At 57.2% G+C, this 26,647-nt stretch carries 35 protein-coding genes; 10 read left to right on the top strand and 25 right to left on the bottom strand.

Translation table 11 applies throughout. The features are described from left to right. Nucleotides 1–416: 416 nt before the first annotated feature. Nucleotides 417–1,268: a hypothetical protein gene (locus BLV41_RS04115; protein WP_074710681.1), complete on the top strand. Its 852-nt coding sequence runs from the start codon at nt 417–419 to the stop codon at nt 1,266–1,268. Here BLV41_RS04115 and BLV41_RS21550 read toward each other — a convergent pair. The 3 genes from BLV41_RS21550 to BLV41_RS04125 all read right to left on the bottom strand — a co-directional run bounded on the left by BLV41_RS21550 (nt 1,263) and on the right by BLV41_RS04125 (nt 2,530). Beyond that, nucleotides 1,263–1,523, bottom strand: a complete 261-nt coding sequence (locus BLV41_RS21550; protein WP_139244197.1) for a hypothetical protein — start codon at nt 1,521–1,523, stop codon at nt 1,263–1,265. The genes BLV41_RS04115 and BLV41_RS21550 overlap by 6 nt on opposite strands. Nucleotides 1,524–1,597: 74 nt before the next feature. After that, nucleotides 1,598–2,227: a Helicase associated domain protein gene (locus BLV41_RS04120; RefSeq protein ID WP_074710683.1), complete on the bottom strand. Its 630-nt coding sequence runs from the start codon at nt 2,225–2,227 to the stop codon at nt 1,598–1,600. A gap of 9 nt (nt 2,228–2,236) precedes the next feature. Then, the gene (locus BLV41_RS04125) at nt 2,237–2,530 is read right to left on the bottom strand and encodes a hypothetical protein (RefSeq protein WP_083360590.1); all 294 of its coding nucleotides are present in this window, start codon (nt 2,528–2,530) and stop codon (nt 2,237–2,239) included. A 64-nt stretch (nt 2,531–2,594) separates the two neighbouring features. Here BLV41_RS04125 and BLV41_RS21950 point away from each other — a divergent pair, with 64 nt between their 5' ends. The 3 genes from BLV41_RS21950 (at nt 2,595) to BLV41_RS04135 (ending at nt 4,549) form a co-directional block, all read left to right on the top strand. Next, nucleotides 2,595–2,744 (top strand): hypothetical protein, encoded by a 150-nt coding sequence (locus tag BLV41_RS21950; RefSeq protein WP_170835414.1) that lies wholly within the window; start codon nt 2,595–2,597, stop codon nt 2,742–2,744. A gap of 133 nt (nt 2,745–2,877) precedes the next feature. Beyond that, on the top strand, nt 2,878–3,870 hold the full coding sequence (locus BLV41_RS04130) for an Abi family protein (protein ID WP_074710685.1): 993 nt from the start codon (nt 2,878–2,880) through the stop codon (nt 3,868–3,870). A 463-nt stretch (nt 3,871–4,333) separates the two neighbouring features. Further along, complete coding sequence (locus BLV41_RS04135) at nt 4,334–4,549, top strand: helix-turn-helix domain-containing protein (protein WP_074710687.1); 216 nt, start codon at nt 4,334–4,336, stop codon at nt 4,547–4,549. A 303-nt stretch (nt 4,550–4,852) separates the two neighbouring features. Here BLV41_RS04135 and BLV41_RS22745 read toward each other — a convergent pair whose 3' ends face one another. After that, on the bottom strand, nt 4,853–4,987 hold the full coding sequence (locus BLV41_RS22745; protein WP_280138574.1) for a hypothetical protein: 135 nt from the start codon (nt 4,985–4,987) through the stop codon (nt 4,853–4,855). An 852-nt stretch (nt 4,988–5,839) separates the two neighbouring features. On the opposite strand from BLV41_RS22745, the gene BLV41_RS04140 reads away from it, so the two are divergent. From BLV41_RS04140 to BLV41_RS04155, 4 genes are all read left to right on the top strand, one after another. Further along, nucleotides 5,840–6,382: a hypothetical protein gene (locus BLV41_RS04140; RefSeq protein ID WP_139244198.1), complete on the top strand. Its 543-nt coding sequence runs from the start codon at nt 5,840–5,842 to the stop codon at nt 6,380–6,382. Nucleotides 6,383–6,402: 20 nt separating this feature from the next. After that, on the top strand, nt 6,403–6,801 hold the full coding sequence (locus BLV41_RS04145; protein ID WP_083360591.1) for a helix-turn-helix domain-containing protein: 399 nt from the start codon (nt 6,403–6,405) through the stop codon (nt 6,799–6,801). Then, nucleotides 6,794–7,258 (top strand): hypothetical protein, encoded by a 465-nt coding sequence (locus BLV41_RS04150; protein ID WP_074710693.1) that lies wholly within the window; start codon nt 6,794–6,796, stop codon nt 7,256–7,258. The genes BLV41_RS04145 and BLV41_RS04150 overlap by 8 nt, the downstream gene beginning before the upstream one ends. 74 nt (nt 7,259–7,332) lie before the next feature. Further along, nucleotides 7,333–7,614 (top strand): hypothetical protein, encoded by a 282-nt coding sequence (locus BLV41_RS04155; protein WP_074710695.1) that lies wholly within the window; start codon nt 7,333–7,335, stop codon nt 7,612–7,614. A gap of 46 nt (nt 7,615–7,660) precedes the next feature. Here BLV41_RS04155 and BLV41_RS04160 read toward each other — a convergent pair whose 3' ends face one another. The 5 genes from BLV41_RS04160 to BLV41_RS04180 are packed head-to-tail and all read right to left on the bottom strand — an operon-like array spanning nt 7,661 to nt 9,865. Then, nucleotides 7,661–7,987 (bottom strand): hypothetical protein, encoded by a 327-nt coding sequence (locus BLV41_RS04160; RefSeq protein ID WP_074710697.1) that lies wholly within the window; start codon nt 7,985–7,987, stop codon nt 7,661–7,663. Then, a complete protein-coding gene (locus BLV41_RS04165) occupies nt 7,984–8,340 on the bottom strand; it encodes a hypothetical protein (RefSeq protein WP_074710699.1) in 357 nt (118 codons plus the stop codon). The genes BLV41_RS04160 and BLV41_RS04165 overlap by 4 nt, the downstream gene beginning before the upstream one ends. Nucleotides 8,341–8,348: 8 nt before the next feature. Next, on the bottom strand, nt 8,349–8,912 hold the full coding sequence (locus BLV41_RS04170; RefSeq protein ID WP_074710701.1) for a hypothetical protein: 564 nt from the start codon (nt 8,910–8,912) through the stop codon (nt 8,349–8,351). Nucleotides 8,913–8,921: 9 nt separating this feature from the next. Then, nucleotides 8,922–9,644 carry a collagen-like protein gene (locus tag BLV41_RS04175; protein ID WP_074710703.1) on the bottom strand — a complete coding sequence of 241 codons (723 nt, stop codon included), beginning with the start codon at nt 9,642–9,644 and terminating at the stop codon, nt 8,922–8,924. Next, nucleotides 9,641–9,865: a hypothetical protein gene (locus BLV41_RS04180; RefSeq protein ID WP_074710704.1), complete on the bottom strand. Its 225-nt coding sequence runs from the start codon at nt 9,863–9,865 to the stop codon at nt 9,641–9,643. Before BLV41_RS04180 ends, BLV41_RS04175 begins: the two co-directional genes overlap by 4 nt. Nucleotides 9,866–10,026: 161 nt before the next feature. Between BLV41_RS04180 and BLV41_RS21955 the strand changes: the two genes are divergently transcribed. Together BLV41_RS21955 and BLV41_RS21960 are read left to right on the top strand one after the other, a co-directional pair. Beyond that, on the top strand, nt 10,027–10,200 hold the full coding sequence (locus tag BLV41_RS21955) for a hypothetical protein (protein WP_170835415.1): 174 nt from the start codon (nt 10,027–10,029) through the stop codon (nt 10,198–10,200). 273 nt (nt 10,201–10,473) lie between these two features. Continuing rightward, entirely contained in the window at nt 10,474–10,614 is a 141-nt protein-coding gene (locus BLV41_RS21960; protein WP_170835416.1) for a hypothetical protein, read from the top strand. 119 nt (nt 10,615–10,733) lie between these two features. On the opposite strand, the gene BLV41_RS04185 is transcribed toward BLV41_RS21960, so the two are convergent. From BLV41_RS04185 to BLV41_RS04255, 16 genes are all read right to left on the bottom strand, one after another. After that, entirely contained in the window at nt 10,734–11,933 is a 1,200-nt protein-coding gene (locus tag BLV41_RS04185; protein WP_074710706.1) for an acyltransferase family protein, read from the bottom strand. Between the two features lie 499 nt (nt 11,934–12,432). Then, nucleotides 12,433–14,907, bottom strand: a complete 2,475-nt coding sequence (locus BLV41_RS04190) for a hypothetical protein (protein WP_074710708.1) — start codon at nt 14,905–14,907, stop codon at nt 12,433–12,435. A gap of 64 nt (nt 14,908–14,971) precedes the next feature. After that, a complete protein-coding gene (locus BLV41_RS04195) occupies nt 14,972–15,922 on the bottom strand; it encodes a hypothetical protein (RefSeq protein WP_074710710.1) in 951 nt (316 codons plus the stop codon). After that, nucleotides 15,922–17,028, bottom strand: a complete 1,107-nt coding sequence (locus BLV41_RS04200; protein WP_074710712.1) for a Gp37-like protein — start codon at nt 17,026–17,028, stop codon at nt 15,922–15,924. The genes BLV41_RS04195 and BLV41_RS04200 overlap by 1 nt, the downstream gene beginning before the upstream one ends. Next, complete coding sequence (locus tag BLV41_RS04205; protein WP_244516728.1) at nt 17,028–17,663, bottom strand: phage tail family protein; 636 nt, start codon at nt 17,661–17,663, stop codon at nt 17,028–17,030. The genes BLV41_RS04200 and BLV41_RS04205 overlap by 1 nt, the downstream gene beginning before the upstream one ends. A 348-nt stretch (nt 17,664–18,011) precedes the next feature. Beyond that, nucleotides 18,012–21,992 (bottom strand): peptidoglycan DD-metalloendopeptidase family protein, encoded by a 3,981-nt coding sequence (locus BLV41_RS04210; protein WP_074710716.1) that lies wholly within the window; start codon nt 21,990–21,992, stop codon nt 18,012–18,014. Nucleotides 21,993–22,073: 81 nt separating this feature from the next. Beyond that, nucleotides 22,074–22,469, bottom strand: a complete 396-nt coding sequence (locus BLV41_RS04215) for a hypothetical protein (RefSeq protein ID WP_074710718.1) — start codon at nt 22,467–22,469, stop codon at nt 22,074–22,076. Between the two features lie 50 nt (nt 22,470–22,519). Then, nucleotides 22,520–22,870, bottom strand: a complete 351-nt coding sequence (locus tag BLV41_RS04220; protein WP_074710720.1) for a hypothetical protein — start codon at nt 22,868–22,870, stop codon at nt 22,520–22,522. Nucleotides 22,871–22,900: 30 nt separating this feature from the next. Next, nucleotides 22,901–23,077 (bottom strand): hypothetical protein, encoded by a 177-nt coding sequence (locus BLV41_RS21965; RefSeq protein WP_170835417.1) that lies wholly within the window; start codon nt 23,075–23,077, stop codon nt 22,901–22,903. A gap of 88 nt (nt 23,078–23,165) precedes the next feature. Then, entirely contained in the window at nt 23,166–23,831 is a 666-nt protein-coding gene (locus BLV41_RS04225) for a hypothetical protein (RefSeq protein WP_074710722.1), read from the bottom strand. A gap of 51 nt (nt 23,832–23,882) precedes the next feature. Then, complete coding sequence (locus tag BLV41_RS04230; RefSeq protein WP_074710724.1) at nt 23,883–24,287, bottom strand: hypothetical protein; 405 nt, start codon at nt 24,285–24,287, stop codon at nt 23,883–23,885. After that, nucleotides 24,284–24,583 carry a hypothetical protein gene (locus BLV41_RS04235; RefSeq protein ID WP_074710726.1) on the bottom strand — a complete coding sequence of 100 codons (300 nt, stop codon included), beginning with the start codon at nt 24,581–24,583 and terminating at the stop codon, nt 24,284–24,286. Before BLV41_RS04235 ends, BLV41_RS04230 begins: the two co-directional genes overlap by 4 nt. Beyond that, the gene (locus BLV41_RS04240; protein WP_074710727.1) at nt 24,584–24,904 is read right to left on the bottom strand and encodes a hypothetical protein; all 321 of its coding nucleotides are present in this window, start codon (nt 24,902–24,904) and stop codon (nt 24,584–24,586) included. Next, a complete protein-coding gene (locus BLV41_RS04245; RefSeq protein ID WP_074710728.1) occupies nt 24,901–25,293 on the bottom strand; it encodes a hypothetical protein in 393 nt (130 codons plus the stop codon). Before BLV41_RS04245 ends, BLV41_RS04240 begins: the two co-directional genes overlap by 4 nt. Before the next feature lie 9 nt (nt 25,294–25,302). Continuing rightward, nucleotides 25,303–25,599, bottom strand: a complete 297-nt coding sequence (locus tag BLV41_RS04250; protein ID WP_074710729.1) for a hypothetical protein — start codon at nt 25,597–25,599, stop codon at nt 25,303–25,305. Between the two features lies 1 nt (nt 25,600). Beyond that, on the bottom strand, nt 25,601–26,635 hold the full coding sequence (locus BLV41_RS04255; RefSeq protein WP_074710730.1) for a major capsid protein: 1,035 nt from the start codon (nt 26,633–26,635) through the stop codon (nt 25,601–25,603). Nucleotides 26,636–26,647: the final 12 nt, after the last annotated feature.

The raw sequence follows: 26,647 nt of genomic DNA on the forward strand, positions 1-26,647 counted from the left end.
GCAGGTCGCTTGACTAGACTCTTCATCGTCTATTTCTGGGGTTATGTCGTTGCTGATGTACAAGACTTTTCTGGATCCGAATACCGCTACGGCATGAGACGTCAACTCTTCTAGCCACCATTGGTAGTCCATGCTGCTGACCGCCGGGTGTCCAGAGGTATAGATGTCTGTGCTGATCTGTTTGCCCAGTACTTTAGCTTCGTCGGTTTCCGTGGCGTCCCTTTGTCGTAGTTAGTCAGTCTTCCAGAACGCTATCGCACGGCACTGCCGTTGGAGTTGCTCCCGCCGGCAATTCGGTGACGAGTGGCAGCAAGTCCCCCATCGGTGTGCCGAATGCGATGTATCGGCCGGTGGAATAGATTTCGATGTTCCTGCCGCCCCTACCCTTCAGCAGCTGACACCGCTAGGCTGCTCGAATGGCAATGGCACCGATAGCTGAAGGTGAGCGGTGGGCTTATCGCAGGGCAAGCCGCCCGTTTGAGGAAGTATCCGTCCTGAAGGTGGTCTCACAGAGCGGAAACCGAAAGGTTCGCGTTCAGTTCGAGGACGGTCCTAATGCGGGTGAAATTCAATGGGTAAATCGCCAGCAACTGAAGGTCTTGTGGGCGCAGAGACGCGAATTTCTTGACCGTGAGCAGCGGTTTGCTGAGGCCAAGAGTCGAGTCGCTGAGGCTCAGGATAGCCACCTGTTGGCAGCAGGGCTCATCATATCTGAATCGATTGACGTAACGATAGCGTCAGATCACAATCATGGAATTTTGCGTGTAGGAGATGCGGTGATCCTCGCGGACCATGTGCAAATCTCAGTCACAGACCTGACCGGCGATGCGTGCTTTGAAGACGGGGGATACTTGTATTTGCCGTGGCCAGCGATGCGAACTGTCGCAATAGCTAAGGCGAAAATCGACCCGGGAATCGTGCTTGACATGGTTGACCGAGATGCCAAGGAATGGAATTCCGTAGCGCAGCAGACTACTTATTACGCGGCTGTCCGACCAATGGCGCATCAAACCATTGATCATCCATGGCCAGAGTACGAAACACAAAAGCTTGCATGGAATGTCATTCGTGGATGGTGTGGTGAAGTAGCGCTCGACAGATGGTCTGAGCTCGACCGTGTGCGGCAAGACAACATTCGCCTGGCCAACCTGCTGGAAAGGGCGCTGAAGCAACTCGAAAGAGCTGGTGGAACATACCATGCAGCCCGATTACGAGGAGAGGCAGGTCGAGCCTTCGAGACGAATTCAAAGCGTACAACGAAGCTATAAGTTTCGACGAGCGCCCTGCTCGGAGAGCTGCCGCAGCGCTGCGGCGATGCGATTGCCGTCATATGCTGGCCGTCGACCCTCCTTGACGATTTGTGCGATCTCTTCTTGCTGCTCAGGGGAGAAACGATAGAGTCTGCCGATGCGATCGCATGGCCATTGCCCACCAGCCGCCCTGCTGCGAACGGTGTGGGTGGAGATGCGGTACTTTGCAGCCATTTCCTGTGCTGTGGCGTAAGTCTGGGGAGACGGTTTCATGAAGATTTGTACCTTCCGTGATGTCGGCCAGGGGCAATCACGATCCTACCGAGAATAGTACGGATTGCGTCAAGTCACATCTTGCTTCGCCAACCGGGCAGCGCTTCGTTGAGGGCTTCAAGTCGCCATTGCTTTAGGCGCCCTTCTGCCCGGCGTTGGTGTTGGGTGTGCAGCCAAACCCCGAGGCTATGCTCGTGTTCGCTGTCGTAGCGCTTGTATCGGGGGAGCGTACCTGTCTCCGTGACGAATGCTAGTAGGTCTGCGAGGCGTTCTCGCCAGTGCTCGTCCCGATTCACTGAGGGCTCCCGATATGTCCAGCCAGGCAGCATGTCCATGAGCGTTATCTGAATGTCGGGCAGTTCTCCACGGATATGCAGGGCGCGCTGGTGGGCAACCCACCGGGCCAACGTGGCTTCGTCTGCATCATCTTCACTGGAGGTAGGTATCCTGCCGTTTGTTGCAAGGAAGATTTGGGTGGCTTTGTATCGACGCTGCCAATGTGTGGTGGGCCAGCCTGGGTCGCGTGCCGCGTTGGCTGCATCATGGATAGATCGGATCTCATCATCGTAGATTTGCCTGACCTGCAGGTGTCGGTGCACGGTCGAGAGCGGCCGGCCCGTCATATCGGAGATCTCACGCACGGTCATGCCCGACTTGTACATGCGGTCCCACGACGGGTGCAACGAGATATCCCAGCGCAACATGCGTCCACGCTAGCTTATTGGCCCCTCATTGTCAGTGCCGTTCCAATCGGCCCGCTTGACCCGCTGAATAAGGTCGGCGGGGAACCATTCCATGTGGTGTTTACCGGTGTTGTCCCACCAGCCAATGAGCCCGTAAGAGTGCGTGTAGCCAAAAGCGTGGCCGTAGATCGTGTTGACCTTCACCAGGGGTTTGTTCCAAATCGGGAAGCGCTTAGTCGGCCCGTCGGATGGTTTCGGGTGGCGGGTCTCGGCATCAATGATCGCCATCAGGATCTTGTTGTTGTCTGCATCGAACTTATTCACTAGAACATTATGCCAACATGGTCTGACATAGAACATAGTGGGTAGGAGGCCCTATCCTTGGCGCATGATCATCACAGCAATGTTCGAGAACATCGAGACGGGCGACGTCGAGACCACAGCGGTCGAATGCCAGAACTACACGGCCGGTTTTGAGCAACTCAAGCGAACCCAGCCTGAAGGTGGTCGGTTGGTGAGCGTGAGACCGGAGCGGTAGAGCCGCTTCCGTACGATTTTTCGAAACGTTGCGTTGCACGTCTGGAAATCCTGATATGGTTGCAACATAAACACCGACCCCACTGTTAGCTTTTAGCTATCAAGGGTCGGTTTTCTTGTTCCTTGGGGAGTAAATGACTGAGTACGACCGGCCACATTTGTCCTTCGAAGAGCAAGTTGCCATCCTGGAGTCGCGTGGGCTCGATTGTTCAGGATGCGATGCTCCGTCTTCGCTAGCCAAGGTGGGTTATTATCGCTTGTCGGCGTATACCTATCCTTTCAGGAAGCCATTGGAGCCGGGAGACTCTGAGGAAACGCCGATTCAATTCAGGTCCGCCGAATTTTCCGCTGGATACAAGTTGTCCGACGCCTTGAAGCTTTACGACTTCGACAACTCGCTCCGGCTTCTGTGCACAGAGGCAATGAAAGTGGTTGAAATCGGACTGCGGGTCCAGATCGCTTATGTATTGGGGCGGAGGGACCGATTTGGTTACCTGAATCGCGAGTCACTTGATGAACGAGCATGCAACCGGGAGGCCCCGGACGGTGACGGTGACATGTTCGACTACTGGCGCCGGCGATACGACCGTCTAAAACGCCAAGCTGCGGCGGAGGACTTTGTTCGGCACTACATGCTGAAGTATGACGGGCGTCTGCCTATTTGGGTTGCTGTAGAAGTTCTGGACTTTGGCGGTGTAATTCGTCTCTTTAGCTTGTTGAACCGAAACGACCAGAATGAGATAGCTCGTACTTGGGGAGTAAACGATGGTCGCAGGCTTCACAAGTGGCTGCTCAATCTTGGAACTGTCCGGAATATTTGCGCCCATCACTCAAGGTTGTGGAACCGTGTTCTCAACTACGAGATCGCCAAGTTTCCCCCGTCGATCGTGGACCCAGAGCTGACCCACATAGCTGAGCACATATTCCCGAAAAAGCTATATCCATCCTTGGCCGTTTTGGCCTATCTAGTTCCCCGTATGGACGCTCGCACCAATTGGCCGCGGACGTTGAGGACAAAGATAAAGCTGAAGTTTCCATCCCTGATAGGCATCTCGCCGGAAGAAAACATGGGATTCCCTTCCGGCTGGGACGAATTGCCGTTGTGGAACTATTCGCCACCAAAATGACTAAGGAGTGCCGCGGCACTTGCCTTCATATGCTCGCATCTGGACATAGATCTGGGCGCAAGATGCCCTTCCGCTTAGTGGGGCATACCTTGTGGGACCGCCAGATGGTCCTTTCTGACGACGGAGGATGGGGCCATGACTACCGAATCAAACGTGTGAACGGCTTATCCCGAATACGACGAAAACGGGAAGCGTAACCCTGTGAGGCTTCCCGCGTCGGAGGACTCCGCAAAGCGGGAACTCGAGATTATTCAGGACACCGCCGAGTGTGACCCATCCGACCCTGACACGCTCGCAAAGGAACTCAACTTCTAGTTGAGCAAGTTGCGCCCACTCTTCTCAGCGAAGGCGGCCCAATTGATGTGCAGCCATTTTAGGGTTCGGTCCGGAAATTTTGGAGACGTTGCGTGTGGCGCAGGTTGAGTCCCGCTCAAACGCGCTCGGTACTGGGCTAGCTTGAAATATGACCACAGAGAAGACAAGCCCAGCCATTGTGATCCGCGCCTACACCTTGGAACAGGTTGCGGAGATGCTGCAGGAGCCGGTGTCCTCCGTCCGCACGCACTGCCGCACCCAGGCCCTGAAAGGCGCGTACAAGACGGGCCGAGGAAAGACAGCCCCCTGGCGCATCCCGCCGGCGGCCATCGACCATTATCAGCGAACGCGGCCGAGGCAGTAAAAGTGTTTGGTGGCCAGTCGATTCGGGTTAGTTTGAGTCATGATCAGAAATACTCCCTTGCCCACGCCAACGAAACTTGCTTTCACTCCTGAACAGGTCGCCCTGATGTTGGAGGAGAAGGTGGAGGCGATCAATCGTCACTGCCGGACTCAAGCGTTGAAAGGCGCCTATAAGACCGGAGGCAAGACTTCTCCATGGCGGATTCCTCCAGCGGCCATTGACTACTATCAAAACCATCAGCCACGTCAATAGACCGGTATCTCGGTCGTAGATACGTAAGGCCCCGCCCGAAAAGGTGGGGCCTCACGTATGTGCGCGTTTGTACGTTTCCAAGTCACCAACGGAGCGACGGCGAACTTCGAACTCCGCCAGATCGAGATCGCAGTTGGTCCAGTCAGTGGCATTCCCGACCCGGAATTCGTACTCATAGCGATCCATGACCTGAGCCTAAGCGCTAAATCAACGTGACGCCCCGAAAGCGACCACATCTAGCATCCAAGTGCAGTGCCAGGAAGTAGGAAATTGATGTTGGACTGGTCGGGAGGTCTTGTCTAGGATGGGTGCCAGTTCTTGTACCAAGCACCGCCCGGATGAGAATCAGGTGACAGGCATGGACAGTAACTCCACTTCAAATATCTGGTGCAATGTTTGCCAAACCGATGAGTACATACTTCTCGAGAGTGCCAGCAGGCGCCGACGAAATGGTTCAGGGGTGTGGGATGTTGACTACACATGTATGCACTGCGATAGCTTCTACGGCCATGAAATTGAAATTGAGGACCTCAACGCCTCCACGGCATTTGCCATCATCACCCTGATGCAAGAGCCAGGGCACAGCGTGAGAGTTAATCCCGGTTAGGCTGTGATGCTCGCCGTCGCTGTTGGGGAAGTCGACAGATCGGTGTAGGGCCCGCCTTGCATGAGGGTAGCCATCGACAACGGCTCCGGGGTCGATGGCTACCTTTACTGTGTTGGCATTGGTGGCTCAATTTCAAGACGGCCCCGTTCGTTGGCGGCCTCGTCCCACACAGTCAACACCCATTAATTATCAAACTTGCTAGCCAGCCTGGCAACAAGGTGAGGGGCCCGATTTATGTGGACGTTGCCTGGAGGTGTGCGGGTGGTGAGTTTGGTGCTGCTTCGGTAGGCAATATAGAAGCGCCCCGCCTGCTAGAAGTACTTGGAGCTCCAGCCTTTAGCGTCATTGGTGTCGGTTGTGGGTGGACTAGGTAGCCGTTGTCGGCAGTAGGGCAATGGGCGGGCAATCGAACTCTCGATTACAATACGACTATGCCTACATCTCCGATACCGTCTCGATGCTCGACTACTTCGGTCGTCAAGTTTCATTGGTTCGACGGGATCGATCTTGACGGTAGGGATCCCATCGAAATTGCCGTGGACAAATGTATGGCGGCAGTTTCTAGCGGCCTCCGCCTGTGGAACCCATTCGCGAGGGCGATGATTCAAGCCGAGTTTCGTGGACGGATCGCGCTCGCGACTCAGGGCGAACTGAAACCAATCGAGCAGGTCAAGGATGTGGGAGGGACCCCAGTCGTCGAGCCTCTTTATGAGATTCGATGGCAGGAGATCGCAGTCACTGATGCGGCAACGAGCTCGACACCCAAAAGTCACTATGAAGTCATGGTTCGGCTCTATCATTCCGAGCCATCGGAGGAGCCGGAGTACTTCATTGGGCATCACGCGCATGAAAAAGTGATTGATGGAAGTGAAACGTGGAATCTACAGACAGCTGAGATTCAAGTAGCTGCTGGCTACTATCGACTCGGTGAAGGTGTCAACTGGGGCATTGTACACGCTTGCAGCAACCCCTAAGCGACTATAGAGTTTGATCTATGAACGAAGACTTCTCAATGCTTGAAGCTCGCGCAGCAGCTTTAGTTGCAAGCCATGAACAGCTCATGCGGGATCTTATTGAAATGCGTCATCTTCACGATTTGACGCAAGAGGTAATTGCAGATCGTATGGGCGTGAGTCAGCCGACTGTGGCTGCATTTGAGCGCTACGATAGCAACCCGACGCTTTCAACAATTAGACGTTACGCGTTGGCAGTCCACGCTCGGATTGAAAATAAGGTCGAGGATGCATGCTTGAATCCCGATCACCAGTTTGACGAGATAGTCAAACGGTCCTATGCAACTAGTAGTTCAGTTCCAGTATTCATGCCTCGACGTACCGAGGCCCGATTTGAGTATTGGTCATCACCGAAAGTAATGATTAGAGCAAATGGTTAGTGACGCAGACGTTCGAACCCTCCTAGACGAAGTGAAATTGCTAGGGATTTCGTACTATGAGCTTTCCGCTTCTCGTTCCGATACCGCCATTGACGTGGAAGAGTCACAGTCGGGAATCGACATAGAACCGCTATTTACCCTTGGTTTTGCTAGGTCGAATAACTCTGATCGATTCCAAGTGCGAGTAAAGACTGAAATTCAAATGGACATCGGAGCGATAGCCGTCGATGTTGCTTCTGAATACGAGCTTCAAAACAGCACTGTGGCGGAAGTCTCGGATGCCCTGATACTGGAGTTTGTCAATAAGGTCGCCATGATGACGCTCATCCCTTACATTCGACAATCAGTGTCGGATTTGACGGCTAGGGTTTTCGAAGTGCCACTTGTCATGCCTATGTACCGCCAGGGCGAACTCACGTTTCCTCCACCCGAAACTACTGCAATCGCCAAACCCTGACGTAGGCCCCCACCGTTTGGTGGGGGCCTTACTTATGCACCTGCCCGTAACAGGCGGTAGTGCATACTTGTCGCATGGACGAATCACAGGCTGATGAGCGCGCTCTCCTTTCTGCTGCTGCGGCGCCGTTGCTGAAAGCTGGTTATAAGGTGGAGTCGGATATTCCTGGCACTCTTGTGTTGGTGGCGGGACAGATCAAGATCCCAGTTGGGTTGATGCTGATCCTGACGGTTGTGACAGTTGGGTTTTGGATTCCCCTTTGGCTTTTACTGTTTTGCCTTCCGAGGGTGAACCGGCATACGTTCGCTGTGGTGGATGGTGTCGTTGTGGACACTAAGTCGTGGCGGGCTTCCTGAGCTCTTAAACGACGAAAGCCCCCACCGGTGAAGGTGGGGGCTTTTCTTATGCGTCGTCGCGGGTTGCGAGGTGGTAAGCGTCCGTCAGGTTGGGGTCCGCCACATCGACCTTGGGCTTCGGCTCAGCACCCAGCCTGACGCGCTGTAGGAGCTCGTTGACGTACGGAACTGCCATGAGCCGGGTGATTGCTGCTGACACGCCAAGGAAGACTGCCAGCGCGCCTCCTGCTGCTTCTGCCGAGTCTCCGGTGATCGCTGCGACCACGAGTGGGGCCGCTACTGCTAGACCGATCACGAGCTGCAACACTGTCCGCGCCACAGCTTTCCACGGGTACCGTTCCTGCGTGGACACCGCCACGCGCCGGCCGGTCACTTGTTCAACTCCGCGGGTGCACTGGCGACACTGATGTCCACCTTGACGACGCCCTCAGCCAATGCCGTTTTGACCGTGTCCGAGATTGCCTTGACACTGGCATCATCTTTGGCGGCAATCGCATTTAACGTCTGAATCGTGCCGTCTGTCTTCCATGCCACCTCAGCTGCAAGGCTGGTCTTGCCACCAAGGGCGGCACCAGAACCCTTGCGGTCGAATGTGGTGTTGAGGGTCTTATCCGCGGCGGTGCCGCCGATGAGATCCGCGAGGTACTTACGTCCATCTTCGTGGCACAAAATCCACCACACGTCCTTGAGGGCTTGCTGATTTCCGGGGTATGGCTGGGGTGTCATGGTGGCTCCTAAGTGAGTGGTAGGCCGAGGTCAACAAGGAATTGCTGATCGGCGGTGTACGTGGGGATTGGTGTGATGTTGGAGGCGTGCCCGGTGATCGTTGCGCGGGGCCTAAGGAATCCGAGGATGCCAGCGCGGGGCAGTTCTTGATAGATGGCCGGGCCGGATGATTCGACGGAGTAGCCGGATAGGTCAGCCCGGGCCGGTGAACTGTTCTGGGACAGCGTGTAAAGGATCGGACCGCGGTCTTCGATGAGGACCGCGGTGTGACTGATTGGGTAGTTCGCTGATCCGTATGCCCAGATGATGAGGTCACCGGGCAGGCCCTGCTCTGTGCCGGGGATCGCTATCACATGCCGCAGCAGGTCATCGCTGTTGCTGGTGTTCTGCGTGGCCACTTCCCATGAACCGGCTGCCAGTCCCGGGTAATTGCTGGGCTGCGTCCAGAGTGTCCCGCCATTGCAGACGGTTAGCCATTCTTGGGAAAGATCCCAACACTGATTGCCAGCCCAGTTGTCAACGTCGATATAGCGGCCAGCAACATTCCTAGCCCAAGCATCTAAGTCAGCCATGCGCCCTCCTTAGGGGGTTGGTTCTGCTGTTGGTTCGGGCTTTGATTCGACTTTGCAGGGGCCGGAGGAATGATCTGTGGTGCCGTCTGTGTAGGTGATCTGCCAGTAGGACTCGTCACCGTCACCAACGCACTGGACGTCAGCCACGCCGCGCCCGTTCGCACCAGTCAGGCCTGTCGTTCCGGTCGCCCCCGTGGCTCCCGGCGCGCCGTCCTTACCTGCCGGGCCAGCTGGGCCGGGAACGCCCGGTTCACCAGCGCTGCCCGGTTGTCCTTGTATGGATTGACCATCGGTACCTGCGGCACCGGGAACGGTTGAATCTTTTCCGTCCTTACCAGCCGGACCGCTGGGGCCTGGGAGTGTGGAGTCTGCCCCGTTTTCACCGTCTATGCCGTCCTTGCCGGGGTCACCCTTGGGCCCGGGAATAGCCTGCGTGGGGTTCTCCTGCATCTGGTCGGCCTTTAGGCATATGTCCCGATCCTCATACATGAGGATCCCGTTGGTGTCACACACCCGCTTGAGGTCGGCCGAGATGGTGGCCTGGTTGTCTTGGGCCACGCGCCGGTCCGACTGCGCCTCCAGCTGAAGTACGACGGTAACCGTCACACCTAGGAGGATGACGCACCAGAAGATGGCCTTCAACCACCGAGGCGGGAAGGTGCGTGCAGGCTGCTCATCACGTTCAGGCCGCGCTTCCGGTCCACTCTCGTGTGGTGCTTCTGTATCACTCATACGGCACTTTCCTCGTCTCGTGGTCGGCGACCCTCGCGGAGGTCTTTGTTCTCTGCACGGAGGTCCTTGTTTTCCGTACGGAGGGTCTCGTTGTCTTCGCGGAGGGACGCCCGGGTTTCCGCCTCGAACTTGCGATACAGGAGGTAGAATCCGAGGACGCCTCCACCGCTGAGGGCTGGCCCAACGAATGCCTTGATAGTTTCCACAATCTGGGGGTCCACATTTAGCCCTCCTGCGCCAGCCCGGGTGGCCAGTTCCCGGTCATTCCGTGGCCTTCAAAGGTGATTGCATGTGAGCCCCTTTCGGGCATAAAAAAACACCCTCGTGGGGTGTGAATGGTTGGGGAACTTAACCGGTCTTTCCTAGCCCTAGACTCAGGGGCATGACTACATACCAAGCTGGCGACGAATTCAATACACAGGACCTCTACACGGGAGATGATGACTGCCCATCCGTAGCTCCCGGCGGAATGCCATTTTGCATCTTGGCGAACGGCCATGACGGTCAGCATGTCGCAGCAGGCCTCAACATGAAGGTTGTTGCTGTCTGGGGATAGGCGGTCTTTCCGATCCCGTGTTTGGGTTCGCCGAGGGAACCATCAGGTGAGCCATGTAGACCTAGTGGATGGGAAAATATAGCGGTCATAGAGTCCAGATCTCCACGCGTCCGTGGTGGCCCTACCTGAAGTACGGGGCGCTAATCGCCTTGGCATGCGTCGCCGCCTTGGTCGCCTTTGTGGCTCTGAACAAGTAGGCGTGGGTGCTCTTGTGGACAACAACGAGTACGTGGCACTCTGTCAGCGCTCAGCGGCCGGCTCTAGTGTCTGAGCATGAAACGACTACATGAAGCATTCCGCAGGTTCGTGGCAAAACATATTGTGGCCATTGACCCGCGCCCTGAGCTCTCCTTCCTTGACCAAGACGACCGCTTAGCCCATGGGGAATATGTGCCCGGAGGGCTCGGAATTTAGCTGGTCTTGTCGCGCCCCATCTACGGGAGCTGGGCCTCCATTGCCTGTTGCCCCCAGTGGGATGGGAAAACACGATCTTTTGTGCCCCTGGCTCTGTTAGCCACAAGACAGGCTTCCTGTTATTTGAGGGGTGTATTCTGCAGCGACTCATCTCGCCGGCCAAGGCGATTGGTGAGTGATGCGGGTGCATTGAATAGCCATGGGAAATGCCACTGGATAGTCAGGCGCCAGAGAAGCAGCGGAAGAATGATTCCAGAAACTGTACCGACCACAATGTGGACGGCAGGATTCTCTACTCCGGCCATGTCCAAGACGATTCGTGTACCTGACGCCGCGATGATGTGGGCCAGAAATATTTCCATGGATCGAGTTCCCAGGAACGCTATCAGCCCAGCTAGCGGCGTGCGTGATATCAACTTGGATGCTGCTATCACTGCGATGACTCCGAGGCTGGCGCAAATGAATCCGAAAACGACGTCAGGCAGACTACGCGATGAGTCATCAATCGTTGGTGGGATAGCGTTCGTGAAGATGAGAATCAGGGCGTAGGCCGCTCCGCCAATAGCCAAAGCTACGGCAACGAGGCCCATGGATGCGCTATTAATTGCGGTCAGTAACGGCTTGGAGCCGATCCATGCCCCGGCAATGAAGAAGATGGATAGGGCTATGCCCTGGGTTGCCACCACTCCGCCGTCGTAGCCCCATGCGCAGAGGCTGAGAATCCCCACTGTCGAGAGGCTCAACGTCGCCCGGGCGGGACGCTCCCAAGGCTTGAGCAGGGCTGCCACAATGGTGACGAGAATTAGGAATGGTAGGAACCAAAGTTGTCCCTCAGGCCTCCATATGCTCAGCAAGTCATCAAGGGTTGTTGGTGAGTTCACGAGCCTGCTGGTGAACATTTTTACGATCCCTTGCAACATCTGCCAAACGAGGTAGATATAGAGGAACTGGGAAACCCTTGGGGCCAAGTATCCGGCAGTGCCCCGCTTTTCGATACCCTGGCGCACAAAGACGCCGGACAGAAAGGTGAAGATCGATAAGTGGACCATGTACAACGCTCTGTCAACGGCAGTGAATGCCGACGCATCGCCATCGATGATATGAGAGGATGCCAGACCTCGCAGAACGTGGCCCAAGACTATTGCAACAATCGCCAGACCTTTTGCAATGTCGATTGTTGTATCGCGGCGAGTCGGTATTGAAGTCAAAAATTCCCCCAGTAGTTGTTCAAAACTGAGCGCCAGTCTACGTTCGATTCGGCCCCAACGGGTCACGATCTGATCGACGTAACTGAGCAGTCGGGTGACGGGTGTCGCCATCGTTATGCGTCCTCGCGGGTTGTGAGGTGTTAGGCCTTGGTCAAGGCGGGGTCCGCGTGTGGGGAACTTGACGGTTGATTGGCCAATTGGACAGCTTCATTTTGTCCAATCGGATAGGGGGCAGCTAGGATTGCCATATTTATTGGGAATTGTCATCATTGGGGAAATTAATGGCGGTCTTCGCCCGTATTCATGCACGCTTTGTTCCGCCTACGGGCCATCTGCAGAAGATAAGGCCTCCGGTCGATACTGCCGACTGTCGGGCGAACCTACGTATGCATAGGTGTCTCCTTGGGAAGGACAAATACGGACCACTCTGTCAGCGGCCGGCGCTCGGCTCTAGTGCCTCAGCATGAAACGACTAAGTGAAGTAATTCGCCGGTTCGTGGCGAAACACATTGTGGCTGACGACCCGCTTCCTGAGCTGTCCCCACTCGACCAGGCCGACCGCGTCACCCATGGAAGAACGGAGCCTGAAGGCCTCAGACTTTGACCTGTCTTAGGCAGCCGGAACGAATCGGATTTCATCCAACTTCCAGTGTCCCGATGCCGGCGTGCTGACCATCGGTCCCGAGGCGATCCGGTCTTTGTGTACGGTATCGGTCGCCGAGATGATGGTGACTCCGTTGAGGGCTACGGTGATGTTCGCCCCGGACAGAGTGACAGTGATTGTGTCTCCTGCAACTATTTCTACGCCCGTCGCTGCTGATGCCAGTGTGGCAATAGTTCCACCAGCTAGCCGTGTCTGTAGGCGTGGCCGTTTCACGGTTGTTGACTCGTTGTAGTTGAGTCGCACAAAGTCCTGCGGGAATGCGGCGCCAGCAGATGGTACATAATCCGTGCGGAGCATGTACCCATCCAGCCCAACGCCAACGACCCCAACCTTGATGGTTATCACGCCATCTTTGGCACCGCCGCCTGGCAGGGCATACGCGCCGCCGACAGCTGCGTTTCCACAACTGAGCATGTTGCTGTTGGTTCCGAACGCAGCACCGTTGAGGATGGTGTAAGTCTTGCCATCATCTGTCGTGCCAAGGCTGGTGGAATCTGCCCTGTTGAACGAGTCGACATATCCGGTGGCTGGTGCGGGTGTGCCGCCCCCGCCAGCGGTGCTGGACTTGTCTCGAAGTACGGTTCCTGTTGTTCCTGATGCGACAAGGACGGGAGTCGAGGAAGTGGATGCAAGGAGGGAGGGCTCGTATTCGACTACCGCGTTGGAACCCTGTCGAATTTCAACTGGGTACTGAAAGGTGCCAGTGACTTTAGGGTCAATGACCCTATTTCCATTCGCGGATGATGACTGAACCTCAATGGCTGCACGCATAGATGCGCCCATGTTTCTGATGCGTGCGCGCACCTCATTGCCGAAGCCGCTTATGCGCACCAGCCCGGTTCCACCTGCCGTACGTGCCGTGGTGGGTGCTGCGGTCAGGTCTACTTCGATCAGGCAATCAGTGGAGAGAGATTCGACATAGAGTTGCCGGCCGTAGTCGCCTCCTGCTTTGGCGCGCACGGTTGCTTTGATGTGTGCGCCTGTGGATTCCTTGATGGCTACAGATGCTCGGGCGCCATCGAGCGGGTAGACATCGTCAATGCTCACGCAGGTGCCGGGTGAGACGTTCTCCACGTTGATGAGGTCGAGGATGCCCGTGCAGTTTCGGGCCTGCAAGCCATCGTAGCTAAGGCCCACAACACCCTTTATGGCATATGCCGCGGCGGCATCTTCTGCGCCAACTGGCACACCTGAATCCCATGCGAGAGAGGGGCCAACATGGAGGTTGTAATTTAGACGTCCGGTTGAACCGCTGCCGCGGTTGATGACGTAGAGCAGGTGCGGGGGTTGCCCTGTGGTGTCCACGCCGCCTGAGTTGAAGGCTTTCTTATAGGTGCCGCGCATCGACACTTCAAGATCATTGAATCCAACAGCGGACACAGCTACCCAGCAATCTACCGACTCAATATCGAGCGCCTTCAAGTTGCTAATGTTTGGCACTTCGGCGGGCGTGGCTACGGTGGTTGCATCAGGGTCAACACGTACGGCACGGTGCAGGCCGATACCCTTGAATCCGCGCACCTGTGAACCGCTAGATCCGGCGTTGAACCAAACACCCGAGTATCGGGCATAGTTGATTGCCGTGACCATGCCTGTCATATCCAGACCGTCACCGATGCCAACGAAGCCGGGCTCAATAATTACACCAGGTGCCTTGACATTGAAAATTGGTTCCGGCTTGACCGTTTGATAGATGCTGCACGAATGCGGGGTGTAGATGCGGAAATTGCCCGTGCCGTTGATGAGGATTTCACCATCGATAGGGATTTTATCGGCTCCCATGGTGGAGGGGATCTCGACATCCCTGCCCTGCGCCTGTCCCTGGGTGAAAGCGGAAACGAAAGCCAAACGGTTCGCAAGTGGAGTCTTGAGGGGTGACACGTCAGCGATGATGGCGCCCTGTGCAACAGCAGCATAGACCGCCCCGCCCGTCAGCGTTGCACGATTCCCCACCAGTGCCGCCGTGGACACATCGGTCGGCGCACCTACGAGCGCAGCCGCCTGCTGGGCCGCAAGCTTGGCGGCCTCGGAATCATCGACCACACTCGCAAGAATTTCTTCGACGGCGCCTACCGCATTCTCAGCTGCTTCTCCTGCTGAACCGGCCGCACCCTGCGCGGCCCCGACTGCCGCTTGCGCGTCTTCCCACAGGCCAGTGAAGGACTTGAAGGTATCAGAGAATCCGCCGCCTTCCCATGCCAGCTGCGGCATTGTGTCATGAAGGAAAGCCGGGCCGCAGCCGAGCTCGTTGGTTGTGACCGGGTTTGGAAGTTGAGTGCTACGGCTCAGATCCCAGATGGTTACCGGAGTCTTGGTCGCGTCACCAGGGGCAAAGATGGTGACGCTGGCATTGGCTGCGACAATGGCCGGATTGGACGGGGTCGCAGCGAGGAGTGGATCGAAAGGATAGGGTCCGGGCAATGAGTGCCTCCTGGCATAAGAAAGGCCACCAACTTGTGGTGGCCGTGGTTGTTAGGTGGGCTGCTTACCAACCGACGACAGTGACGTACATCGAGATGCCCGCGTACCCGTTCGCCCAATTTGAGCTGTCGAGGCGGCGCGACTTGAACTTGATACGAGTCGCTGAAACGTTTAGAACAGTGGGCACATGCGCGAATTGTGGCAGGGCGTGTTCGCCAGTCAGCTGCACACTGTAGACGCCGGAGAAATTGGGTAGACCGTTGTAGCCGAACCACAGGCCGCCCTCTCCTGTGGCGTTCGTGGCGGCTGTCGCCGTCCGGTTGTCGCCCCCGGCCCCAGATGAGACAGATACGTATCCGGACCATGTCCGTAGCGGTGCCCAGTCTGGCTTAACATTCCCGGACATAGGCGAAGCCGTTGTCAGCATCTGGGTCTGGTCCACCCAACCCCACACACCGTTCGCGCCCATGGTGTACCTGTACGTGGTCGAGCCCAGTAGGACCTCGGCGCCTGGCTGGGCCAGATAGTCGCGGGCCAGAAGGTCCGCAATGACGTAACCGCCCGGGGCTACCCAGCAGCGCAGGTCAATGACCTTGTTGGGAGTGTTTATTCCGCCCTTCCATTCGACTAGGGCGAGCGGCTGATCATCCTCGACGCCGGGCCCCTTTGTCCGGAGCGTTTGAATGTTGGGGATCGTCGCACCACCTTGTATGACCTCCAGAGTGGACGGGCCGCCCAGAAGCGACTGCCAATTGCGGCGGTCCACAATGAGATCCCACCGGGTTCCAGTGGCCAGCGTGGCGCACTGCACGAGTTGATCCTCGTCCGCTATGTCGGTCACTCCATAGCCGTGTGCCTCGCCAGCCTTCACCGCGAGTGCGTAAGGAATGGATGGGTGTCCGGTCACCTTGAAATCGTCTGCGCCATTGACACCGTAGGCTGCTGCGCCTGCTCGGTACTTGGCCCGGTCTGTATCCGTCGAGGGGCCGGCGTAGAAAACACTTGTGAGTGGCATTAGCGTGCCTTCCTGTCGTTGTTGTCCGTCTTTAGGGAGCGGATTATCTTTGCTAGTTTCACGTCGGGGTCATCGGCGCGGTCGCCGACAACAGGGGTAGCAAGGTCGCCGACTTTGTCCCAGGACAGGCGGACTTCGCGGAGGGTATCCGTGTAGATCTGTCCATTGATGAGAGCTGGGACTCGGTCCCCGCGGCCGAGGCCACCTTCGCCGTACCGGAAGTGTGGCGTTTCGGACAGCTCGAGGGATAGACCGGAGAGCGGTGACCCCTCCGATAGGGTCTCGGCTGCCCTCTCCGCGTAGATGTCACCAACGGATGAATCGCGGGCGTCTTGGAATACCTCAATGATGTCTACCCACTCGGATTCTCGGACGAGGTCGGGATAGCCCTTGAATGTCCGTGCAACTCCTTCTCCCTGCCCACCCACCACAACACGGGTCGCGGTCGGTGCAGCGAGAGAATAAGTACCGCCAATAACCGTCCCGGACTCCGGGCTCAGGATGTGCGGGTAATTGCGCGGCGTGTAGCAGTCCAGCAGCAGCCCCGCACCTTCCTGTCGCACCGTTACCCCGATGCCCGCCTGGTCAACAGCTGGAAAAAGACGGTCATAGGGCGAGTGCATCCGGAATGTGTACGTTCCAACCGCACCGCGTCCAAGATCCGGGGCCACGGTGAGCGGGAAGGAGTAGCGTGCCGCAGTCTCGGTCATAATGGTTTTGACCACAGTCTCGGCGGGTCCCGTGATGGACCGGTATTCCACATCTTGCCCCGTCAGTGGCGCAGCGGGTTTCGGCCAAGCAAGCCAGTTGTGGAGGATACGGAAGTCATCCTCGACACTGAATGTCAGGATTGAGGCAATATTGAAATCTCCCGTCACCAATCTGACCGGGCCCGACATCTCATAAGCACCGTGACGGTAGATCATCACCCGCGCCCCGGGCTCCATCAAGTCGGCGGCACGATCATGATCCGAGTCAATCGTGAAAACTGCGGTGGACTTCATGTTGTGCCGAAGGATCGGCTTCAAATCAATCGGCCGACCAACCCAGCCCTTGAACGACCAGCCCTTGTAGACAAGGATCTCGTAAGGTATTTCGAAGGTCATTACCAAGCCCTCCGATACTTGTTCTGTACCTCGGCCAAGACCGTTCCCGTACCCGTCATGACAATGCTGAGCTTACGATCTTGACCCCGGGGAATTGCCACAAACTTCGACGTGGGGTCAAGCTCTGAGGTTCGGTCCACAGGATCGGCGATCTTACTGCCGTCCCATGGCCCATACCAAAGGACCTGGCCATTGACCGGGTCCGTGTCGATCTGCACCGCGTATCCCTCGGGGATACCGAACGGCACTTTGATGCGGCTCCCATCAACCCCGAAGGAGACCGACGTCGTCGGCCCCACTGCAGTCCACGCTGGAAACGTCGGAATATCCCCATCATTCGAGACAGCGGCACTACCCAATGTGCTGCCAGCGGATAGGTAGTTGATGACGTTGCTGGCGTATCCGTAGTCAATGCGATCTTGCAGCGACACATCGTAATTTCTCAGGTCTTCCTGTCCCCAAGACTTCTTGACCGTCTCACCCAGCCAATACGGCCGGTCAGCCAATAGTGTGATCCCATACTTGGCCCAACCCCGCTTGATCGAGTCAAATAGTAGGTTGTCCTCAGAGCTAACCAGTCGCAGATCCAACGTGCGACGGGCACCACCGGGCAAATGGATTGTCCATGTGCCCACAAGATCAGGGTCAAGGCTGCCCCAAAAAGCACGATCACGCTTGAGGAATTCTTCCGAACTATCATCCGAATAGAGGTAGATCGGCCAGAAGCACTCCCGGTCAGCCGTGGACGTGCCGCGATGCCGAGAACCAGCCACCATCGGTGACGATGTGGACTGCCGGGTGAAATCAGGCAAATGGAGCCCGCGAACACCCGGACGCAAGAACAACCCTGTTGACGGTTTGGTCAACTCCCACTCGACACCATCCCATCCCCGCCATGTCAAGCGAAAACCTTGCCATGGCGAGGCAGGAGGGGCAGGGGGAACGTACGGCAATGCGAAAGCGAAATTCACCATGCGAACCTCCTAGAAGTAGACACTGTAGGTGTCGCGCATGCGCGCTTTGTCCTTGGCCATGACCGCGTTTGGGTCATCACCAGCCCACTGATATGTGGGTGAGTACGTCATGCCGGCGCCCTGCTGCGCTCCGCGTGCGGCCAGCGCCTGCAAGGCTCGGTTCTGCTCGTTGGTGTAGATCGCTTCCGGTTTCCCGGTTGCGTTCATGATCTGAGACAGTCCCGGACGAAGCACTCCGCCCTGGTCGTAGAGGATTGGGTTCAGGTGTGCACCCTGTTTGGCGCCTGTCACAGCACCGAACCCAAGCTTGTCCTTCGCCCAATCAATGACAGAGCTAAACAACTTCTTACCAACGCCAGTGACCGCATCGATCATGAATCCACCCATAGGGAAAGCTCCCTTGATTTGGCCAACGATCTTGTCAGCCAAACCGGTCAGAGCTCCCAGCGGATCCAAGAATCCCCCGCCACCCTTGGGTGACTCGGCGCCGGCAAGGTACGACAGCGGGTTGATGGCGTTCGGCCAACCGCCGTTGTACGTACCAAAGTGCAAGTGAGGTCCGCTAGAGATTCCGGTGTTACCAGAGAGCGCAATCTGCTGCCCGGCCGCCACCATCTGCCCCAACTTCACACCAATCTGAGAAAGGTGCGCGTACCACTGCTCCACACCATTACTCAGTAGGTGAACCTCGTTACCGCCACTAACGCCCGGCGCTGTAGCGCCCGGGCCAGCATGAGTGATCCGACCAGCACCCGCAGCAAACACGGGCGTCCCAACGCCGACACCAATATCAATGCCGTCGTGGAAAGCCGAGAAACCCTGAGTAAGGGCCATGTTCTTCACAGGATTCACCCGGCCACCGTTGGCAAAGCCAAGCTTTGACAGTGCGCTAGCACCGAAGGTGTTGAGTGCGTCCAAGAAGCCAGGAGCGCGACCCTCGATGGAACGGCGCGAAGACTTCTTCACAACGAACTCATCAGCATGCACAATGCCCGCAGGGTCGTACGTTCCACCGGGGCCCGTCCAGCCGCCTCGCGCAAAGCCATTTGGCAGTGCAACGCGGGGCAGTTGGTCGATGCCAGGCAGAATGCTGGCCACCTTGTTGAAGGCGCCGATAAGCCCGTCATTGATGACCGTATTGACTACGAACCGCACCGGCTTCTTAGCGATGTCCAGCAACGTATCCCAGATGGACTTGACCCCATCAACACCCTTCTGGAACGCGTTCGGAACGTCATTCTTGATCGCGTTAGAGAGGAAATCAAAGACCGGCTTGATGCCGTTGTTCCACACACTGCTGATCGTGTCCCGGATGCCGTTGAACACCGGGCTGATGATCGAATCTCGCAACCAAGTGAAGGCAGCACCCAGAGTGTTTCGGACGAAACCAATTACCGTATTGAAGATGAACTGAGTGGCCGACCACCATACGCTGATCGCGTCCTTGATCCCGTTGAACACGGGCAGAATTACTACATCCCGCAGCCATGTGAACACTGCTGAGAAAACGGTTCGCACGAACCCAATAACAGTGTTGAAGACCCCTGACACTGTCGTCCACCACCAAGTGATGTAGCCGGCGATGAAGTTGAAAACCGGCATGATCACCGAATCTCGGAACCATGTGAACACGGCGCCGAGAACTGTCTGGATGAAGCTCACGACATTGTTGAAGATCCCAGACACCGTGGACCACCACAAACTGACCAGAAGCCCGATGGCCGCGAATACAGGCTCTACAACTCCATGCCAAAAATTCATGAAGGCCGGCGCCAAGATGTTGACAAAAATGGACACCACAAGCTGGAAGATTCCACGGAAGAACAGGTAGAAACCATTGACAACCGTGAATATCGCATCGAAAACCGGGCGGACAATCGTGTCAACCCACCACGTGAAGACCGCGGCGACTGCATCAATGGCGGCCTTTACTGCTGGCATAAATGAGTTTTGGAACCAATCAGCCGTTGCCTTGGCTGCCGCCATTATCCCTTCAAACGCTGGCTTGATCGCGTTCTCCCATAGCCACTTGAAGAACCCGCCAACAGCTTGGACAACAGCATTCACACCATCCTTGAACCACCCAATTTTGTTGTAGGCCAAGATGAACCCACCTACAAGAAGGGCAATTCCAGCAATCACCAACCCAATCGGGTTAGCCGACATGGCCGCGTTCATCAGCCACTGAGCAGCCGTAACAGCCTTAGTAGCAACAGCACCAGCAACCATGGCAGCTCTCTGAGCAACCCACGCAGCCGCCGCCTTGTACGTCGATGCGGAAGTCAATGACTGGGCAATCCCTGCAGCCTTAGTAGCTGCCACATGCGCCCACGTGGCAACCGTATTCGCAGCCTTCACAATGGAATCCTTGGCATACAGGGCCATCAAGTAAGCGGTCTCAATCTTGTCCTTGACCTTGGCTACCGTGGATGCGGCAATCGCGATGGCGTTCTTCACCCACTCGACACCCGAAGTGATTAGGCCCCAAATTTCTTTGCCCCAGTCGAGAGCATTCTGTGCGGTCTCATACGCCGCATAGCCACCAACAAGTCCCTGCACCAGAGACTCGTTTTCCTCCATATAGGACGCCAGCAATTCCAGCGCTGGCACAAGCACGGATTCGAGAATGCTCGCTACCGAATTGAGGACTTCCAAAAATACGCCCCACACAGCGGCGGAGATCTTAGCGCTAGCTTCACCAAGGGACGTGCCAATGGTGACCAGGGAAGGCAGCATGCCAGCCGCGAGATCCGACAGGGTGGAGAAGATGCTCTGAATCGTGTCCCACCCGGTAGCGGACGCGACAAAAGCCAAGTTCAGCAGTGGTTGAATCGCGTCCCATATCGTGCGGGCGCCCGTCCCAATCGATTCAAGGATTCCAGCGAAACCAGACGATGTTACTTCACTACCACCAGACACAAACGCTGCACCCAATGCCGTGATGCCGCCACTGACCTCGGCTACCACGCGGCCAGAAACGTCACTGAGCCCCATGAAGCCCTCGCGGACGTTGAAGAGGAAGCTGATTAGCTTGGAATCTTCCTCAACACCAAGCCCGCCAATGAAGTCGCCGCTGGCCAAGATCGACAAAACACCCATTAGAGCGGTGCTGGCCTTCTCCATGCTGGTACCAATGACCGCACCAACCAGCTTTGCCTTTTCCTCAACTGGCGCCATCCACGTGATTAGCCCTTGGAAGAACTTCGTAAAAAGCGGGTACGCGCCAGAGAGCAGATTCGCTCCAACACGACCAACAGAGGCCATGACGTTCTTGAAAGCGCCCTGCAAGGTCTTGCCCGATTCAAGGGCAGCCCCACCAAGACCAGCTTGCATAGCAACTTGGAACGTCTCAAAGTTGATCTTTCCATCAGATGCCAGCTTGAGAGTTTCCTCAGCGGTAGTGCCAAGCTCTTTGCCAAGCAGCTGCACAATGGGAATACCAGCCTCGTTTAGCTGGGCAATCACGTCGCCCTGGATCTTGTTTGAGCTGGCGACCTTATTGAAGATCGCCCCCATGTCCGCCATTCCAACACCAGCAATTGTTGCCGCGTCACCAGTCAGCTTGAGTGTGCGCTCAAGTTCCTTGCCCGGTTTTACACCAGCAGCAACAGCACCGGCAGCCACAGTCGCAGCCTCGTCAAGGCCAAATGCTGTACCCTTGACCGCAGCGTTCGCGTTGGCCATAATCGCCGCCACAGAATCAGCAGTATGGCCGAGTCCCGTCAGCTTGGCCTTGGCATTCTCAATTGCGGAAAGCCTGCCAAATCCTTTGGTGAGTGCGACACCGAGCCCGGCAATAACGGCTCCACTGGCCGCCAGAGCACCAACCTTGAGAGCCCCACCAAGCGCCGCCCCCATCTTGGACCCGGATGACTTGCCAGCGTCCTTGCCAGCCGAATCAGCGATGCCGTCGAACTGACGCCCGACGGCCTGTTGTGTCCCCTTGAATGAGGGCCTCACCAAAACCTCAGCGATTCCGATTACTGCCACGGTGGGCCTCCTGCTCTGGGACGCAAGAAAGCCACCCCACGTAGAGGTGGCTTTCTGTGTGTGAAGTTATTGACTCATGGCCTAAATGTCGCTTGCGTCAAACCCGAATAGTCCGGCGAATCCCACGGCCCAGTCACGTTCCGCAGCTTCGAGTGCGCGGTCAATTCCTGTGCGTGGTGCGGGGAATGGTTTGATTTCACCCGGCTTACCGCCGGCCGCAGCAATGGCAGTATTCCCGGACAACTTGATGGCGTGCAGGATCTCACGCAGTAAATGTTCGGTGATGCCGAACTCTGAAAGTTTCGGGGACCACGGCTCGTCGTCAGGGTCTTTATCGAGACTCATCTCTGCCAGTTGCCGTGCACTCTCCGGGTCGTTCGCAATCGCCTCGTTGAGCCTGTTGTTACTGGGCAGCATATCGATTAGTTCGAGCAGTGCCGTCCAGCGCCCGGCCACGTACCATTCCGCAAGATCCACGCCGTAAACCTCAAGAAGGTCGGCGCGGACCTGCGGACGGTACTGCCGGATCAGCTCGCGGAGGCGGTACCGTTTCCCGAGTCACCAAGGGCGCCCTGGAAGTGCGCCATTACCCGAGAAACAAGCGCCTCATGGGTTCGGATCGGCAGATCCTCAGCCACATACTTTTCATGGTCTGCGGGAGACAGGATCTTCTTGAGAAATTCGATGTCATCCGAATCGCCACGCTTCGTTGCCTCGTACAGGTCAATGATTTCGGCGCGCTCACTGATCTTGAACCCGAACGGGTCCAGGAAAGTAATCCGCTTGTTCTTGGACAGGACAACAGTGAAAGGTTCCGGCTTGTCGATCTCCCGCTCAAGGTCGGACAGTACGAGATCGATCTTCGGTGAATCAGTCATGGTATTACCTCCGGGCAATTGGTGGGTTGTTTAGTTGGCCTTGGGGGCAGTTTTGGCGGGCTTCGCATCAACTGCAGGTACTTCTGTTTCCGTTGCGGCAACTGCTGCATCGGGAATTTCTTGGTAGCCCTGTGAGCGCAGAGAAACGATCTCGGGCGCGTAGCTGGTCGTCACTGTGTGACCTGACTTGTGCTTGAGTGTTGCCACGTTGGGCCTCCTTGCATATTCCGGGTAAGGGTTTGAAGCGGGCCGTGCCGCCCGGAGAAACAACACGGCCCGCGAATTGGGGAGAGGGTTAGACACCCTGAGTGAAGCCGAGAGCCAGCTTGTGCTTCACGGCGCCAGTACCGCCCATGAAGTGCTTGATCGGAGTGCCGACTTCGGTATCCGTGAACACGTCAAACGTGAGCGGCTGCTGTACAGGGTCACCCGTGCCCCACTTCTGGGAATCAGTGGCAGCCAACTTGACGGCACCGTAACCACGGCCAAGAATCCAGTTGTCCGAAGCCGGACCATCTGAGCCAAGGATCAGCAGGCGGTACTCTTCGCCAATAGGAAGATCAGGTTCGTCAATGACGATCTCGCCCGTCGTAGGATCCTGAGTCACGGCGGTCAGATCGGTTCCGAGTGACAACTCCTGCATGTGCTTGCGGCCAGTTTCCAGCGGAGTCATCGTGATCGACCGGGCAACCTCAGTGATGTCCGAACGGACAGCGGAGGCGTAACCAAGAGCGGTCACATCTTCCTTGCTGATGTCGCGGCCGAATTCATATCCGTCCGGGGTGACCATGCCAACCGGAAGCCACCCGAGCGCCTTGAGATCAATCAGTGCCCCTCCGACACCAAACAATGTCGTTGGCAGATCAACGGACTTGGGGGCCAGGAAAGCGACGGCCTTATGGATCTTGCGAATAAGAGCTCGTTCGTCAGCTTCCTGGCGAATTGTGTCGAATGTAGGCATGACAAATAACCCCTTTCAAGGGCTCAAAATGGTTTGTTCCCCAGGCGGGGTTTATATAGGGCGGGACGTGACTAGGAAAGTCGCCGTGGCCTTGTTGAGGGTGTCTGACGTGTACGGGATGTCAGTTGGTACTTGGTCAACACTGACGTCGTCCAAGTACCCATGCGTGGTCTCTTTGTCAGTGCCACACATGAAAGCCTTGACCGATTCAAGGGTGTTCACCGCAAGTTGGCCTGGGGCGTAGCAATCCAGTGTCACCCGGTCAACACGATCAACATATCCCTCGGTGCCGCCAGTAGCGACGATCTGAACTATCGGGAACGGGCCCAAGAGGGCGCCATACCCGTCAGCCGGCAGGTGGAACACCGACTGAATTGGTTCGCCAATGTGCACGGTGCCGTCAAGCAAATCATGCAGGCACTCACGCACGTCAGGGAAAACGAGACCATCACTCATGGATTCCTCACCCTCATCGACTCAGTAACCCGCACGAGAATGGCATCACGAGCATCGCGCCCGTCAGGAACAAGCTCACGGGCCACTGCGCCAGCGCGCCGCTCATTCCGCCAACCGGCCGTGACGGTCGTATTGGCGGCCTCGTAGGTACCACGGCCAACAGCCCCAGCATTACCCGCAAGTTGTTTGGCGACCGCCAGAGATGCCGCGCCCATGGTGGACGATGTGGCGATCTCCTTGAGCCCGTCGTTGGTTCCCTTGTAGTTCCTTGAGCCGGGGACGCGGTAGAAATCCACTTATGCCCTCACTAACGCTATTTCTACGCCCTTTGGCCATTCGCCTGGGCGGCCGTCAACGGCCCATTCCCCAGCCATCAGGTGTGGCTCAGGCACTCGGATCCGGTCGGTGTGGAAGAACTTGATGCCCGGTTCGCGCAGCAGGGCAGCTTTCCCGTCAGTACCGTTTGACCGGTCCAAGGGTTCAGCCGAGGCCCGCGGGCCGACAAAACAATCCGTGGCGGGAATTTCAACGTCCGGGCGCGGATTGCCTTTGACGTCCCGCCCGCCAGAACGCAGCACCATGACGTCAGTGCGCCATGCTTCCCGGTGCCGGCTCATCGCAGGCCCATGGAAACGTTGATGCTGCCAAAGCGGCGGACAGGAGCCTTGGCGGCCAAGTCCTCCACATCCTCAGCAGAGACGTACAGCAGGCCAGTAGAGATAGCCGAGTCAAGGGTGAATGAGTCAGAGAACGGTCCGGTATTTTCGGACTTCTGACGGACACCTTCCTGATTCATCAGCACCCTTTTCACGGGCGTGATCGCGGCCAGCATTACCAGGTCAGGGTCCAGCGTCCCTGCTGCGACCCGGGCATCAAGGTTTGGCACCTTGGCCCGGATCTTCGCGGAGACGTACCGGAGCATGGCCACCGTGTTCGTTGTCTCCTGCTCGGTGAGCGGACGGAACATCTCAACCACATCATCGGATGTAGCAAGCGGCAGTGCCATGGTGGCCTCCTATGCGGTGGGGATTCCCTCAGCATCAAGGGCTTCAATGATTTCGTCGCGGCTTGCGTCGGCGGGAACTTCAAAGCCCTTGGCCTTGGCATAGTCCGCCCATGCGCCGGCGCCGGAACCAGCGCCGCCCCGTGCCGGGATCTCCACCTCTTCTCCCTTGAGCTCGGGAAGTTCATCCCATGCCTTTGGGTTGGTGATCTTCCGGGCGGCCCAGTCGGGCACCTCGGCGCCGGGGCCGAACACGTGAGCAATCCCATCCTCGTCAAAGACGTGGACGGTCGAGATCAGCGCGGCCATGTTAGAGCACATCCGCAATGAAGAGGCGGCGCGCATCCGACAGGATAGGCATGGCCACAGCATCCACGTACGTGAACTGGCGGTACGGGGGGCCAACCTTTTCTACGACGCCCACGATGCCAGCAGCTTCCTCGAAGGACAGCTCAGCTTCACCGGAGTTCACCAGCTCAAGGGCGGTCGCGGAGACACCCCAAGCCGTATGTCCGAGGTCGGCAAGGTTTGCCGGCGTGAACGTCAGCTTGTCGGCAGGGATCACGCGAGTGATAACGCCGTCAACATCGACCTGCGCATCGTACGGCGTTTCAATGGCCGGCAGGCCCTCGTTCGCCAGAAGCTCGTTCAGCTCGGACAGCGTCACGCGAGTCTTGCCGGAAGTGGAGCCGTGAACCGCGTTGACGATCTCGGTGTTGACCTGCAGGAAGCGAAGCGCGGTCTGCGAGGTGCGGATTGCGCCAGCGGCGCCTCCCGTGGTGGCCACATAGACGTCATGCCAAGCGATCAGCTCGGACAGTGCCAGCGCGGTCTTGTCGGACCACGGCTTGACGGCGGTGACCTTGTGGTCCGTGGGGACACCAAAGTCAGCTTCACCTTGGAAGCCGTTCTCGTCAATGGTGAGCTTGCCCGTGGACATGACACTGCCCCACGCCTGCTCAAGACGGTTCTGAACCTCACGGGTCAGGTTGGTTGCGTCGTTGTAGACGGCGTTCGCAAGCGCGGCCTGGCGAGTACCACCGGTGCGGGCAAACTCAAGCTGCAAACGCTCGTACTCGCCCGTGCTCAGCGAGGACGACAGCGGCAGCAGGTTGACGCGCTTCTCGCTGCCAGCATCACGCTCAGAGACGTGGATGCGGCCGTCGAAGGAGCGGTATCGGGCGGTGCGGTTGGTGCGGACGATCTCCGCGAAGTCAACCGTGTTGGTCTGCAAGTAGACCGGCGGGAATGATTCCAACAGCGCAAGGCTGGGATTCACCGGGACTTCGCGAACAAACGTGGTCAGAGCGTCGGGCGTTACCGGCGCGTCAAAGAAAATAGCCATGTTGTATGTCTC

Origin of the sequence: Arthrobacter alpinus (genome assembly GCF_900105965.1) — a bacterium.
GTDB lineage: Bacteria > Actinomycetota > Actinomycetes > Actinomycetales > Micrococcaceae > Specibacter > Specibacter alpinus.